General features: G+C 54.3%; 12 protein-coding genes. 6 read left to right on the top strand and 6 right to left on the bottom strand.

Annotation, left to right across the window (positions count from 1 at the left end):
* Positions 1 to 109 precede the first annotated feature (109 nt).
* The 4 genes from potA to potD are packed head-to-tail and all read left to right on the top strand — an operon-like array spanning position 110 to position 3,921.
* Positions 110 to 1,261 carry a spermidine/putrescine ABC transporter ATP-binding protein PotA gene (gene potA / locus AAIR21_RS05465; RefSeq protein WP_171032980.1) on the top strand — a complete coding sequence of 384 codons (1,152 nt, stop codon included), beginning with the start codon at positions 110 to 112 and terminating at the stop codon, positions 1,259 to 1,261.
* Entirely contained in the window at positions 1,245 to 2,102 is an 858-nt protein-coding gene (gene potB, locus AAIR21_RS05470; RefSeq protein ID WP_047744360.1) for a spermidine/putrescine ABC transporter permease PotB, read from the top strand. Before potA ends, potB begins: the two co-directional genes overlap by 17 nt.
* Complete coding sequence (potC, locus tag AAIR21_RS05475; protein ID WP_183516447.1) at positions 2,099 to 2,890, top strand: spermidine/putrescine ABC transporter permease PotC; 792 nt, start codon at positions 2,099 to 2,101, stop codon at positions 2,888 to 2,890. Before potB ends, potC begins: the two co-directional genes overlap by 4 nt.
* Complete coding sequence (potD, locus tag AAIR21_RS05480; RefSeq protein ID WP_014169602.1) at positions 2,887 to 3,921, top strand: spermidine/putrescine ABC transporter substrate-binding protein PotD; 1,035 nt, start codon at positions 2,887 to 2,889, stop codon at positions 3,919 to 3,921. Before potC ends, potD begins: the two co-directional genes overlap by 4 nt.
* A gap of 47 nt (positions 3,922 to 3,968) precedes the next feature.
* Here potD and AAIR21_RS05485 read toward each other — a convergent pair whose 3' ends face one another.
* Positions 3,969 to 5,198 carry an EAL and HDOD domain-containing protein gene (locus AAIR21_RS05485; RefSeq protein WP_183516448.1) on the bottom strand — a complete coding sequence of 410 codons (1,230 nt, stop codon included), beginning with the start codon at positions 5,196 to 5,198 and terminating at the stop codon, positions 3,969 to 3,971.
* A 237-nt stretch (positions 5,199 to 5,435) separates the two neighbouring features.
* Here AAIR21_RS05485 and AAIR21_RS05490 point away from each other — a divergent pair, with 237 nt between their 5' ends.
* Positions 5,436 to 7,367, top strand: coding sequence for a methyl-accepting chemotaxis protein (locus AAIR21_RS05490; RefSeq protein ID WP_183516449.1), 1,932 nt, complete (start codon positions 5,436 to 5,438; stop codon positions 7,365 to 7,367).
* A 46-nt stretch (positions 7,368 to 7,413) separates the two neighbouring features.
* On the opposite strand, the gene cobB is transcribed toward AAIR21_RS05490, so the two are convergent.
* Genes cobB through lolC form a run of 5 tightly spaced genes read right to left on the bottom strand, consistent with a single transcriptional unit; the run spans position 7,414 to position 12,353 of the window.
* Positions 7,414 to 8,235, bottom strand: coding sequence for a Sir2 family NAD+-dependent deacetylase (gene cobB / locus AAIR21_RS05495; RefSeq protein ID WP_014169599.1), 822 nt, complete (start codon positions 8,233 to 8,235; stop codon positions 7,414 to 7,416).
* A gap of 14 nt (positions 8,236 to 8,249) precedes the next feature.
* A complete protein-coding gene (gene nagK / locus AAIR21_RS05500; RefSeq protein ID WP_025204444.1) occupies positions 8,250 to 9,161 on the bottom strand; it encodes an N-acetylglucosamine kinase in 912 nt (303 codons plus the stop codon).
* Positions 9,162 to 9,215: 54 nt separating this feature from the next.
* Positions 9,216 to 10,460 (bottom strand): lipoprotein-releasing ABC transporter permease subunit LolE, encoded by a 1,245-nt coding sequence (lolE, locus tag AAIR21_RS05505; RefSeq protein WP_014169597.1) that lies wholly within the window; start codon positions 10,458 to 10,460, stop codon positions 9,216 to 9,218.
* A complete protein-coding gene (gene lolD / locus AAIR21_RS05510; protein ID WP_020884656.1) occupies positions 10,460 to 11,161 on the bottom strand; it encodes a lipoprotein-releasing ABC transporter ATP-binding protein LolD in 702 nt (233 codons plus the stop codon). The genes lolE and lolD overlap by 1 nt, the downstream gene beginning before the upstream one ends.
* Positions 11,154 to 12,353, bottom strand: a complete 1,200-nt coding sequence (gene lolC, locus AAIR21_RS05515) for a lipoprotein-releasing ABC transporter permease subunit LolC (RefSeq protein WP_032681244.1) — start codon at positions 12,351 to 12,353, stop codon at positions 11,154 to 11,156. Before lolC ends, lolD begins: the two co-directional genes overlap by 8 nt.
* Before the next feature lie 256 nt (positions 12,354 to 12,609).
* Here lolC and AAIR21_RS05520 point away from each other — a divergent pair, with 256 nt between their 5' ends.
* Complete coding sequence (locus tag AAIR21_RS05520; RefSeq protein ID WP_183516450.1) at positions 12,610 to 13,683, top strand: acyltransferase family protein; 1,074 nt, start codon at positions 12,610 to 12,612, stop codon at positions 13,681 to 13,683.
* The last annotated feature ends 147 nt before the right edge of the window (positions 13,684 to 13,830 follow it).

Consider the following 13,830-nt stretch of genomic DNA (forward strand, 5'->3'; position numbering starts at 1 on the left):
AGCTTATGAATCAGTGACAAGGATTGGCGATTACAGTGGTTTGCCGTAGAATGTCCGCCCTCATTACGAGTCACCAAGGTGGTTACACACAAACCCCGCTTCGGTCTGCATCCCGGAGCGTCTATATGGGACAGCGCAAAAATTGAATACACAATCCCGTTCACGTTCACCGCTGGTGCAACTGGAACGAATTCGTAAAAGTTTTGATGGTAAAGATGTTATTTCCGGGCTCAACCTGACCATCAATGACGGTGAGTTCCTCACGCTGCTTGGCCCCTCTGGCTGCGGCAAGACAACCGTACTGCGCCTTATCGCCGGACTGGAAAACGTCGATAGCGGTCACATCCACCTTGAAAACCAGGATATCACCCAGGTCCCCGCCGAAGAGCGGCACGTGAATACCGTCTTTCAGAGCTATGCCCTGTTTCCGCACATGACCGTGTTCGAGAACGTCGCATTTGGCCTGCGGATGCAAAAAACGCCGGCCAGCGAGATCCCTGCTCGCGTTACCGACGCGCTGCGCATGGTGCAACTGGAAGAATTTGCCCAGCGTAAGCCACACCAGCTTTCCGGCGGCCAGCAGCAGCGCGTTGCTATCGCCCGCGCTGTGGTCAATAAACCGCGTCTGCTCCTGCTGGATGAGTCACTTTCCGCGCTGGACTATAAACTGCGCAAGCAGATGCAGAACGAGCTTAAAGCCCTGCAGCGCAAGCTCGGCATTACCTTTGTCTTCGTTACCCACGATCAGGAAGAGGCACTCACCATGTCGGACCGTATCGTGGTGATGCGTGACGGCAAAATCGAGCAGGACGGCACGCCACGTGAAATCTATGAGGAGCCGAAAAACCTGTTCGTGGCCAGCTTCATTGGGGAGATCAACATTTTCAACGCCACGGTGATTGAACGCCTGGACGAACAGCGCGTGCGGGCCAACGTAGAAGGCCGCGAGTGCAATATCACCGTGAATTTCGCCGTCGAAAAAGGGCAAAAGCTCAACGTCCTGCTGCGCCCTGAGGATCTGCGCGTTGAAGAGATCCACGGCAATACTGATGCCGAGGGCCTGATTGGCTATATCCGGGAGCGCAACTATAAAGGGATGACGCTGGAGTCTGTCGTCGAACTGGAAAACGGTAAGATGGTGATGGTCAGCGAGTTCTTTAATGAGGACGACCCTGATTTCGACCACTCCCTCGACCAGAAAATGGTTATCAACTGGGTAGAAAGCTGGGAGGTTGTACTGGCTGATGAAGAACACAAGTAAATTCCAGAATGTGGTGATTGCTACTATCGTCGGTTGGCTTGTGTTGTTTGTCTTCTTACCCAACCTGATGATCATCGTCACCAGCTTCCTGACCCGCGACGATACTGACTTCGTAAAGCTGGTCTTTACGCTGGACAACTACTCGCGTCTGCTCGATCCGCTCTATTTTGACGTGCTGTTGCACTCGCTTAATATGGCGCTGATCGCCACCGTTGCCTGCCTGGTGCTGGGTTATCCCTTTGCATGGTTTCTGGCACGTCTGCCGCAAAAAGTGCGTCCACTGCTGCTCTTTTTGCTGATCGTGCCTTTCTGGACCAACTCCCTGATCCGCATCTACGGGCTGAAAATTTTCCTCAGCACCAAAGGCTATCTGAACGAGTTCCTGTTGTGGCTGGGCGTGATTGATACGCCAGTGCGCATCATGTTTACGCCGGGTGCGGTCATTGTGGGTCTGGTCTACATCCTGCTGCCCTTTATGGTGATGCCGCTCTACTCCAGCATTGAGAAGCTGGATAAACCGCTGCTGGAAGCTGCGAGAGACCTGGGCGCCAGCAAACTGCAGACCTTTATCCGGATTATCATTCCGTTGACCATGCCTGGCATCATTGCAGGTTGTCTGCTGGTAATGCTGCCGGCAATGGGCTTGTTCTACGTGTCCGACCTGATGGGCGGCGCGAAAAACCTGCTTATCGGCAACGTGATTAAGAGCCAGTTCCTGAACATTCGCGACTGGCCGTTCGGTTCCGCTACCAGCATTACGCTCACGGTGGTGATGGGCCTGATGCTGTTGATCTACTGGCGTGCTTCACGATTACTGAATAAAAAGGTGGAACTCGAATGATTGGTCGACTGCTTCGCGGCGGTTTTATGACCGCCATCTATGCCTATCTTTATATTCCGATCATTATTTTGATCGTGAACTCGTTTAACAGCTCGCGTTTCGGCATCAACTGGCAAGGTTTCACTACCAGCTGGTACAGCCTGCTGATGAACAACGACAGCCTGCTGCAGGCTGCTCAGCACTCCCTGACGATGGCGATTTTCTCCGCCACCTTCGCCACGCTGATTGGTTCGCTTACCGCCGTGGCGCTCTACCGCTATCGCTTCCGGGGTAAACCGTTCGTCAGCGGGATGCTGTTTGTGGTGATGATGTCGCCGGATATCGTCATGGCGATTTCGCTGCTGGTGCTGTTTATGCTGCTGGGCGTCCAGTTGGGCTTCTGGTCACTGCTGTTCTCCCACATCACTTTCTGCCTGCCGTTTGTGGTGGTCACCGTCTTCGCACGCCTGAAAGGGTTTGACGTGCGCATGCTGGAAGCCGCAAAAGATCTGGGTGCCAGTGAGATGACGATCCTGCGCAAAATCATCCTGCCGCTGGCGATGCCCGCCGTTGCTGCCGGATGGCTGCTGAGTTTTACCCTGTCAATGGACGATGTGGTGGTCTCCTCCTTCGTCACCGGCCCGAGTTATGAAATTCTGCCATTGAAGATCTATTCAATGGTGAAAGTCGGCGTCTCGCCCGAGGTGAACGCGCTGGCGACCATACTCTTAGTGTTCTCGCTGGTGCTGGTGATTGCCAGCCAGGTTATTGCTCGTGATAAAACAAAATCTCAGGGGACAATGAAATGAAAAAAATGCTTGCCGCTGCGGCACTGGTGCTCGGAATGGGTGCCGCGCACGCTGATGACAGCAAAACGCTCTATTTCTATAACTGGACCGAGTATGTGCCACCTGGCCTGCTGGAGCAGTTCACGAAAGAGACGGGCATCAAAGTTATCTATTCTACCTATGAGTCGAATGAAACCATGTACGCCAAGCTCAAAACTTATAAAGAAGGCGCGTACGATCTGGTCGTCCCGTCGACCTACTTCGTCGATAAAATGCGCAAAGAGGGCATGATTCAGAAGATCGATAAAACGAAGCTCACTCACTTCAACAATCTCGATCCGGAGATGCTCAATAAGCCGTTTGACCCGAATAATGACTACTCCATTCCTTACATCTGGGGCGCAACCGCCATTGGTGTCAACAGCGAGGCTATCGATCCGAAAACCGTTACAAGCTGGGCCGATCTGTGGAAACCGGAATACAAAGGCAGCCTGCTGTTAACCGACGACGCGCGCGAAGTGTTCCAGGTGGCGCTGCGTAAGCTCGGCTACTCAGGCAATACGACGGACCCGAAAGAGATTGAAGCGGCCTATAACGAGCTGAAAAAGCTGATGCCTAACGTGGCGGCATTTAACTCTGATAACCCGGCAAACCCGTATATGGAAGGCGAAGTGAATCTGGGTATGGTGTGGAACGGCTCCGCGTATGTTGCCCGTCAGGCCGGTACGCCGCTGGAGGTAGTGTGGCCGAAAGAAGGCGGGATCTTCTGGATGGATAGCCTCTCTATTCCTGCAAACGCGAAGAACGTTGACGGTGCCCTGAAGCTGATTAACTTCCTGCTGCGCCCGGACGTCGCGAAACAGGTTGCGGAGACCATTGGTTATCCCACCCCGAACCTCGCTGCGCGTAAGCTGCTCAGCCCGGCCGTCGCGAACGACAAATCGCTCTATCCGGATGCGCAAACCATCAGTAAAGGCGAGTGGCAAAACGATGTCGGTGACGCAAGCCGCATCTATGAAGAGTATTACCAGAAATTAAAAGCGGGCCGGTAAGCGGCCAGGCTTTCTTCCTCACTCCGTCTTAGCGGAGTGAGGAACAATTAACTGACGGCGTTCTCCCCGGCCCAGATCGTGGCCTTCCTCATCGCCTCTACGATCTCTTCCTCTGCCAGCCCCAGCGCGTGACTTATTCTGCTTGCCTCATCCCACTGCTGCTGCTCGTAGTAATGGCAGAGGCGAACCATGTCCGCTAACTGCCCTTCCTGATGGCACAACGCATTACTCACGCTCTGCGGGACAGCAATTTGCGTCATCAACTCTGCCATCGGCAGCTCAAGCAGGGTATCAAGCAGTGAGAACAGACCGCACATGAACGCATTCTCAGCCAGCATCGGCTCATTCAGTTTCTCGGCAATCAGTTCACAGAATTTCCCGCGCATCATACTCATCGGGTAAAGCTCGGTGACGGTGTCGTTGGCTGCACTTGCCAGCACTACAACGGCCACAAACCTTCTGAGCTGATTTTCCCCGAGATACCTCAGCACTTCACTCAGGGTTAACTTGCTGAAATTACAGGCCCCCATGTGTTTAAAGGCGGTGTGCTTCATATAGCGCATGATTTTATAGGACAGCGTGAGGTCGCTTTTGATTAACGACTCGATTATCCGAAAGTCAGGTTTATTGCGTCCTACTTCCATTTGCAGACGGAAAATTGCAAGCTGATTTTGCGATAGCCGTTTATATTTAATCACCTCCGGACGACAGAAAAAATATCCCTGAAAAAGAGAAAATCCGGCATCGCTGTATTGTTCGAATTCCTCTTTAGTCTCAATTTTTTCAGCCAGATATTTAATATTCCCGGTCAGGCTTTTACGCTCACTCAGGTAATTTTGAATTTGCGCTAAGGTGTAACTCTGGACATCGAATTTGATGATGGAAATATAGGGCAAGAAAACATCCCATTCCGGTGCGAGAGTGAAATCATCGAGCGCAAAGCAGTACCCGTGCTCATACATTTCTCTCACGGCCTGCAAAAGCGCCTCACCCGGGTCAGCATCTTCCAGGATCTCAATGACCACGTTGTTTTTGTCCAGCGCCTCAGCGCTGCGGTCGATGATCATCCGGGAAGGAAAATTGATAAACGACGTATGTTCCCCGGCGATGCGCTGGGACGGCACGGATAAGAACTGGTCTGATATCATTCTGGACGTGGCATATTCCGCCGACACATCGGGGAAACGGTTGGTCATTCCGTCTCTGAAAAGCAGCTCATAGGCCACGGTATTCATATCGAGGTTAAAAATGGGTTGTCTCGCGATAAATCCATACATATCCCATCCTCCTGAACGTCTTTATATTTATTAGCATCCCCTATCTGCACAACGATAACGAGCATTATCGAACACTAATTTGATTGAATGCACAAAATAAAAGCATCCACACTAATTAACGGGAATTAGCGATCAAAAATTTAAATTAAATATACCCGGTGCTCTACAGAAACATGCCGAAATATCCGATAAGTGATCTGTGCCTGCCCGACATGCACGTCATTACGGGAGTTGAGAATGAAAGACGCCATGGTCCGAAAACAAAAAATAAGAGTCAAGACGTTGATGCTATTGTCCATTTTCCTCACCGTGACGGTGGGCTTTACGGCAACGATCGGTTTTATGATGTGGCAGTGGATGGATCAGCAAGAAGTGCTGGCTAAAAAACACATCCGTCAGATTGCTGAAGTGCAGTCGTTGCAGGTCAGTAAACAGATGGATTCCGCCCTGGCGGCCGCGCGTGACATGGGAAATAGCGCTCAGGCACTGCGCGACGCGGGCATCGCTGATCGACAGGGACTCAACCAGCTGCTAATCCATTATCTCTCAGCGCACCCTCAGTTTCTTTCAATGTCGATGGCCTTTGAACCTGATGCCTTCGATGGCAACGATGCCACCTTTGCCGGTCAGAGCGGTGAAGCTCCTGCCGGACGTTACGCCCGCTACGTTGACCGCGACGCCACAGGCAAACCGGCATTACATCTGCTGACGGACATCGAAACGCCCGGCAGCGGCGATTATTATCTGCTGCCGAAGCAACGGCAAAAAGATGTCATCATCGAACCCTATATTTATCCCTACAATGGGGTGGACGTAATGCTCACCTCGATTGCCGCCCCCATCATGCGTGAGGGTCAGTTCCTGGGGTCCGTCACGTCGGATTTCTCACTCGCGACCCTGCAATCGATGATCGGGGCGATTAAACCGTGGAACGGTACAGGCTACGCCCTGCTTCTGTCGGCGGGCAACAACGTGGTTTCCAGCCCGGATAAACGTGCCGTAGGCAAGCCTTACACCGGAACTGTCACAGGGGATGAGGTGATACGCACAAACGATCCTCAACTGAAGGAGGAGGCGTTTATCACCTGGCAGGCGATTACCATCGGCAACAGTCAGACGCCCTGGAAGCTGGCTATCGTCACCCCGGTCAGCGAAGTGATGGCCGAGGCAAGACAATTTTTACTGAAAGCCATCCTCCTGATGGTGTTAAGCATTGTGGTTGTCAGCCTGGTCATGGCGCAAATCTTTACCCGTAAAGTGGACCGCCCGGTGGGGGGCGAACCGTCAGATGCCGCCGGGATCGCGCTGGCCGTGGCCGGCGGCGACCTGAACAACGCTATCCCGGTGCGTCCCGGGGATACCAGCAGTATTTTTTACGCCCTGCACACCATGCAGATGCAGCTCAAGCGCATCGTGGGTAACATCAGCGAAGCCAGCCACTCTGTTCACGGTGGCACCAGTGAAATTTCGGCAGGCAATCTCGATCTGGCCTCACGCACCGAAGAACAGGCAGCGGCGATTGTCGAAACCGCAGCCAGCATGGAAGAGATTTCGGTCACGGTGAAAAATAACGCCGACAATGCGCACAAAGCTACCACCCTTACCGATCGCGCCGCGACCCTTGCCGGACATGGCGAGACGCTGGTCAACGATGTCGTGGTGGTGATCGGGGAAATTGACGAAAGCGCCCGTAAGATTGGAGAGATCAACAGCATTGTGGACGGTATCGCCTTCCAGACCAATATTCTGGCGCTGAATGCCGCCGTAGAAGCGGCGCGCGCGGGCGAACAGGGGCGCGGTTTTGCAGTGGTGGCGGGTGAAGTGCGCAACCTTGCCCAGCGAAGCGCCAACGCGGCAAAAGAGATCTCCCAGCTGATAGCCGAGTCTTCAGGCCGTGTCAGCAAAGGCGTTGAGCTGGTCAATGAAACCGGCGTCATGATGAAGCAGGTCATCGAGGCCGTGTCGCATGTGCATCTGGTGATTAACGATATTGTTCAGGCTCTGGATGAGCAGAATCGGGGAATTAGCCAGGTCAGCATTGCCGTCAATCAGATGGACAGCACGACCCAGCAGAACGCGTCCCTGGTACAACAGATCTCGGCAGCGGCCCTGTCACTGGACGAACAGGCGAAATCGCTGGAGAAAACGCTGGCGTACTTTACGCCATAAACAAAAAAAGCACCCGCAGGACGGGTGCCTTTTCAGGCTATCGCGATTACAGCCCTTTCAGGAGTTTATCGACAAACTCCGGTACGACGGTACTGGCCAGGCCATAGTGCTTCTCTTCGAACTCGCTGCCCACCTGGCTCGGCTCAAGATTCAGCTCAACCGTATGCGCACCGTGCAGCCGCGCTTCGTGAACAAAGCCGGCCGCCGGATAGACATGGCCAGACGTGCCAATGGCGATAAAGACATCCGCCATGGCCAGTGCGCTGTAGATGTCATCCATACCAAGCGGCATTTCACCAAACCAGACCACATGCGGGCGCAGGCGCGACGGAAACTGGCAGCAGTGGCACTTATCTTCAGGCAGCACGTCCTCTTTCCAGTCCAGCACCTGACCGCTCCAGGCGCAGCGAACTTTCAGCAGTTCACCGTGCATATGGATGATGTTTTTGTTACCGGCCCGTTCATGCAGATTGTCGATATTCTGCGTAACCAGTAAAAAACGATCGCCAAGCGCCTCTTCCAGCTTCGCCAGCGCCAGATGCGCCGGATTAGGCACAACCTCTGGCTGCTGCAGCTGACGACGGCGGGCGTTATAAAACGCCTGCACAAGATCCGGATCGCGGGCAAAGCCTTCCGGCGTCGCCACATCCTCAACACGGTGCTCTTCCCATAACCCGTCCGCAGCGCGGAAAGTACGAATACCTGACTCTGCGGAGATCCCCGCCCCGGTCAGCACCACCACTCTGGGTTTATCCATCGCTTCTGGCATCATTCTGTCTCTGAAAAAGATCCGCTGGCGCAAGCGCTCACGTAAGCGGCGTTTATTTTTGCGAAAACGGCTGAGTCGACCTAAGCGACGCGACAGCATAAAAACCTCGTAAACTAATCGGTGAGATGAAGGAATGCGGCTCCGCGCATCCCTCCTGCGTCCCCGTGTCGCGCACGTTCAATACGCGGCACGCGGGCAACCGGCAATAAATGTCGGGGCAAACGCCCGGACAGCTGTTCCGTTAACGCGCTAAAGTTTGAAAGCCCTCCCCCAATCACCAGCAGATCCGGGTCGACGATGGTGAGAATATTTCCCAGACACACCGCCAGCAGATCCAGATAGCGCTCAACGTGCTCTCGCGCCTGCGCATCCCCCTGCTCCCACAAGGTAATGATTTGAGGGGCTTCAAGTTTCTGATGATAGAAGTGTTCGTAAAGCCATGCAAACCCACGTCCGGAGAGGTAGTTCTCAATACAGCCATGCTGACCGCAACCGCAGCGGGTCAGCGGGAAGTCGCGCCCGACGACCGCCAGGGCATCAACCGGCAGGCGGATATGGCCGAACTCTCCCGTAATGTAACTGCGCCCGGTAATCGGCTTACCGTTGATGACGATCCCTCCCCCTACGCCCGTGCCGAGGATCAGCCCCATCACCAGCGGATAGCGCTGAAACTCATCGTCCCAGGCTTCGGAGAGTGCAAAACAGTTGGCATCATTATCTAAACGCACGTCGCGTTCAAGCAGAGCGGAGAGATCGGCGCGCAGCGGTTTACCGCTGGCAGCAGGAACGTTGGCCGCATACAGCGTACCATCGTCAGTTTCGGGCATTCCCGGAATACCAATGCCGACGCTGCCTTTCACGCCAAAACGTGAATCAGCTTGCGCCACCAGCGCGGCAATGGCAGTTAAAAATTCATCATAGCTTTCGCGTGGTGTGGGAACGCGGGTTTCCCACTGCAGTTTGAGGTTTTTATCAAACACGCCCAGCGCAATTTTGGTGCCGCCAATATCAAATCCATAATACATCACGCATTCCTCTTTTTGATTTGGCGGCCTGACGACCGCTAAATCATGACGTAATTACTGGCCACTTAGTACCCTCGCCGGATCAATTCGGCTTGCGCGACGCGCCGGATACCAGCTTGCCAGCAGACTCAGTAAAAGTGCCGTTACCAGCACATAAAAAACGTCCAGCCAGTGCAATTCAGACGGCAGGAAGTCAATAAAATAGATATCACCTGACAGGAACTGGTGGCCAATAAGCGCCTCGATGCCATTGATAATTGGCGTCAGCTGCAGAGAAACCACCACGCCAATCACCACGCCACAGAGGCTCCCGAACAGTCCAGCCAGCAGACCGTACCAGACAAAGATGGCGCGAATAAGACCGTCTTTTGCCCCCAGGGTACGCAGGACGGCGATGTCGCCGCTCTTGTCTTTGACCGCCATCACCAGCGTCGAAACGATATTAAAGCACGCGACCCCAATCACCAGCACCATCGCCAGATACATAATGGCGCGGATCATCTGGATATCACGGTACATATAACCGTAAGTGCCAATCCAGCTTTTGATGTAGACATAGTTATTGGTCACGCTGCCGGCATCACGCACCAGCTTATTGGCGTTGAAGACGTCGTTGACCTTAATGGCAATCCCCGTCACGCTGTCGGCCATGTCGAGATACTGGCGCGCATCTTCCATCGGCACCATCGCAAAGCTGTGATCGAGCTGGCCGCTTAACTGAAGAATACCGGTGACGTGCAGACGTACGCGTTTAGGCTGCTGCAGCTTGTGGTCGGCACTGGCGTTCGGGATCATGATAGAGACCCAGTCGCCCTGCTTAACCTTCAGGGCCTCGGCAACGCCTTTGCCCATAATAATTTGCTGTTCACCGGCCTTAAAGTTTGCCCACGCGCCGTTTTGCACATATTTCGGCAACGCGCTGAGGCGCTCTTCCTGCACCGGGTTCACCCCTTTTACCTGAATGGCGCGCAGGTTAACGCCGCTCTCGACCAGCCCTGTAAAGTTAATGTAAGGCGCGGCCGCCACGATGCCTGGCACTTTTTCGATTTTGCTCAGGGCATCGCTCCAGTGCGTCCACGGCTGATTCACCGGTTCGATTTCACCGTGCGGGACCACCGCCAGGATGCGGTTATTCAGTTCACGCTCAAAACCGTTCATGGCGCTAAGGCCCACGATCAGCACCGCCACCCCCAGCGCAATACCGATGGTGGAGATCACCGAGATCAGTGACACCATGCCGCCGCGACGACGTCCGCGGCTAAAACGCAACCCTATGAGTAACGATAACGGTGAAGCCATTACTCCGCCCCCATCAGGGTCAGTTCTGGGTTCAGATGACCGTCGCGCATCTCAAGCTGACGTCCCATCCGTTTTGCCAGCTGGAGATCGTGGGTTACCACCAGAAACGCGGTTCCCTGCGAGGCATTCAACTCACCCAGCAGCTGGAAAATACTGTCCGCGTTGCGGGCGTCCAGGTTACCCGTTGGCTCATCCGCCAGTACCAGGCGCGGATTGTTGACCAGCGCACGCGCAATGGCCACACGCTGGCGTTCACCGCCGGAAAGTTCAGAAGGACGATGATTACCGCGATGCCCAAGCCCAACCGCTTTCAGCATATCGCTGGCGCGGGTGTTAATTTCTGCGGGTTTCTTTTTACCAATCAGCAGCGGCATCGCCACGTTTTCCAGCGCCGTGAAATCCGGCAGCAGGTGGTGAAACTGGTAGATAAAGCCCAGCTCGCGGTTACGCAGCTCCGCTTTTGCCGCAGATGACATTTTGCTCATCGGCTGGCCGGAGAAAATCACGTCACCGCTGGTGGGTGTATCCAGCCCACCGAGCAGGTGTAATAACGTACTTTTCCCGGAGCCGGAACTGCCCACAATCGCCATCATCTCACCTTCGCCTACGCTGAAGCTCACGTTGTGCAACACGTCAGTCTGCACAGTGCCTTCCTGATAGCGTTTGGACAGGTTGTCGCATTGCAACAGGATCTTATTCATAACGTAAAGCCTCAGCGGGTTGAGTGGCGGCAGCGCGCCAGGAAGGATAAAGCGTAGAAAGCAGCGCAATGGCCATCGCAGCCAGCGCAATTCCAATCACCTGTAACGGTTCGATAGCCACGGGCAGCGCCGCACCATCAAGCAGAGCGCCGATGATCGGCATTAAATTGTTAAGCTGGCTGGCGAGCAGCGCCCCCAGCGCCGCACCGAGTAGCGCACCGATAATCCCGGCACTGGCACCCTGCACCATAAATACCGCCATGATCTGGCGCGGCGTTAGCCCCTGAGTCTGCAGAATGGCGACCTCACCCTGCTTTTCCATCACCATCAACCCCAGTGAGGTGATGATGTTGAAGGCCGCGACCGCCACGATCAGGCTCAGCAGCAGCCCCATCATATTTTTTTCCATCCGCACGGCCTGGAACAGCTCGCCCTTGCGTTCACGCCAGTCCTGCCATTTGGTCCCTTCCGGCAACGTTTGCTGGCTGAGGGTATCCACTTTTAGCGGGGCGTCGAGCCACAGGCGCCAGCCGGTGATATTCCCCGCCGGATAGCGCATCAGACGTGACGCGTCCTGAATATTCACCAGCATCTGATAACCATCGACTTCGCTGTTGGCGGCAAACGTGCCAACCACCGTGAACAAGCGCTGGCTTGGCAAACGTCCCATCGGCGTAAACTGACTGGCCGACGGCACCATTACGCGCAGCTGGTCGCCACGGTTGACGCCAAGCTGCCCGGCCAGTTGCTCGCCGAGGATCACGTTATATTTGCCGGCTTCCAGGTCGGTCTGCTTCACGTTCACGAGGAACGGCGTCAGCGGGTCGTTTTGCGCCGGGTCAATGCCCAGCATCACGCCGACCGCCACGCTACGGGCGCTTTGCAGCACCACATCGCCCGTGGTTAACGGCGCAACGCGCGTGACACCCTGTAACTTCGCCGCGCTTTCCGGGAGCTGTTGTGGGTTAACGGAACCGTTGGTTGAGGAGAGGATAGCCTGCGGCATCAGCCCCAGGATGTTGTTTTGCAGCTCGCGCTCAAAGCCGTTCATGACGGAAAGAACCGTCACCAGAGCCATTACGCCAAGCGTAATGCCAATAGTCGAAAGCCAGGAGACAAAGCGACCGAAGCGGTCCGCGGCGCGCCCACGCATATAACGTAAGCCTATGAAGAGTGCGACAGGTTGGTACATGAAATCCGTCTGTTTGCTGATAGCAGACCCACGAGTATATAAGCGAATCCCTTAAGCGTAAATGACTGAAACCGTAAGCTTTGGTAATCATTTTTCTGAAAAATTCAGATAAATCAGGGTACTACTCTCTGAAACCTCACTGTACAGCCTCCACCTTTTCCGAAAAACCTCCTGATACAGACTGTTACCCGTTACATCACGGTTTTGTTTAACAACAATTGTTCGTTCGTTTATGGCAAAAAGGTAGTCGCGAACAATGAAGCAAAAAGCATTATGGATTAACCAGATAAAAGGGCTGTGTATCTGCCTGGTGGTTATCTACCATTCAGTCATCACCTTTTATCCCCATCTCAATGGGTTACAACATCCGTTATCCGGTCTTCTCGCCAAATGTTGGGTCTATTTTAATCTCTATCTTGCTCCCTTCCGCATGCCGGTGTTTTTCTTCATTTCCGGCTATCTGATTCGACGTTACATCGATGAGGTGGACTGGCGTACCAGTCTCGATAAACGGATCTGGAGTATTGTCTGGGTGCTGGCGCTGTGGGGCGTTCTGCAATGGCAGGCGCTGAGCCACCTCAACGCCTGGCTTGCTCCCGAGCGTGAACTGGCCACTTCCTCCAATGCGGCCTATGCCGATTCCCTTTCCGGGTTTGTGAAGGGAATGCTCACCGCCAGCACCAGTCTCTGGTATCTGTATGCCCTGGTGGTCTATTTCACGCTGTGTAAACTGCTGAGCCGCTGGAAGCTGCCGGTACTGGGGCTGCTGGCACTGGCGAGCGTCGCGATAAACTTCCTGCCGCTGCCGTGGTGGGGAATGAACAGCGTGGTGCGCAACATGATCTACTACAGCCTCGGCGCGTGGTATGGCGCTGAGCTGATGGCGTCGATGAAAGGGTTCAATCTGCGTCGCGCCTGGCTGGCATTAGCCGCGTTCGCTGCCGTTTCTGTGGTGCTGTGGTTTGCTAACGTCCCGCTGCTGCTCTCCCTGCTGTCGATTGTGTTAATCATGAAGCTTTTCTACAGCATTGAGCAACGTTATGCCGTCCATCCTAATAATCTGCTTAACGTGATCGGTTCTAATACCATCGCGATTTATACCACCCATCGCATCCTGATTGAGGCCTTTAGCCTGTTCCTGATTGGTGAGATGAATGCCGCATACTGGCCGGTCTGGGCGGAACTGACGTTGATTCTGGTCTACCCGTTTGCCAGCCTGTTGCTCTGCACCGTTGCCGGGCTTGGGGTCCGTAAGATCTCCACCGCACTGTTTGGTGATGTGTTCTTCTCCCCGCCTTCCACGCTTTCTCCGTCATCGGCCAGCCGCTGATGCGCTTTTCGCCCCCTTTTGGGGGCGAATTTCCTCCCTGTGCGGTTCCGGTTTGATTATGTAAAACGATCGAGGATAATAAAGACATTGCGTATCAGTGATATGCCCCAATACTGTTGGTATATCCCCAAGAGACTCTGACATAGC

Source organism: Enterobacter sp. PTB (assembly GCF_051130085.1).
GTDB classification, from domain to species: Bacteria; Pseudomonadota; Gammaproteobacteria; order Enterobacterales; family Enterobacteriaceae; genus Enterobacter; species Enterobacter ludwigii.

Excerpts from the sequence above, each read along its gene's own strand:
- potB (WP_047744360.1), top strand. The coding sequence starts at position 1,245 with ATGAAGAACACAAGTAAATTCCAGAATGTGGTGATTGCTACTATCGTC.
- potC (WP_183516447.1), top strand. The coding sequence starts at position 2,099 with ATGATTGGTCGACTGCTTCGCGGCGGTTTTATGACCGCCATCTATGCC.
- potD (WP_014169602.1), top strand. The coding sequence starts at position 2,887 with ATGAAAAAAATGCTTGCCGCTGCGGCACTGGTGCTCGGAATGGGTGCC.
- AAIR21_RS05485 (WP_183516448.1), bottom strand. The coding sequence starts at position 5,198 with ATGTATGGATTTATCGCGAGACAACCCATTTTTAACCTCGATATGAAT.
- AAIR21_RS05490 (WP_183516449.1), top strand. The coding sequence starts at position 5,436 with ATGAAAGACGCCATGGTCCGAAAACAAAAAATAAGAGTCAAGACGTTG.
- cobB (WP_014169599.1), bottom strand. The coding sequence starts at position 8,235 with ATGCTGTCGCGTCGCTTAGGTCGACTCAGCCGTTTTCGCAAAAATAAA.
- nagK (WP_025204444.1), bottom strand. The coding sequence starts at position 9,161 with ATGTATTATGGATTTGATATTGGCGGCACCAAAATTGCGCTGGGCGTG.
- lolE (WP_014169597.1), bottom strand. The coding sequence starts at position 10,460 with ATGGCTTCACCGTTATCGTTACTCATAGGGTTGCGTTTTAGCCGCGGA.
- lolD (WP_020884656.1), bottom strand. The coding sequence starts at position 11,161 with ATGAATAAGATCCTGTTGCAATGCGACAACCTGTCCAAACGCTATCAG.
- lolC (WP_032681244.1), bottom strand. The coding sequence starts at position 12,353 with ATGTACCAACCTGTCGCACTCTTCATAGGCTTACGTTATATGCGTGGG.
- AAIR21_RS05520 (WP_183516450.1), top strand. The coding sequence starts at position 12,610 with ATGAAGCAAAAAGCATTATGGATTAACCAGATAAAAGGGCTGTGTATC.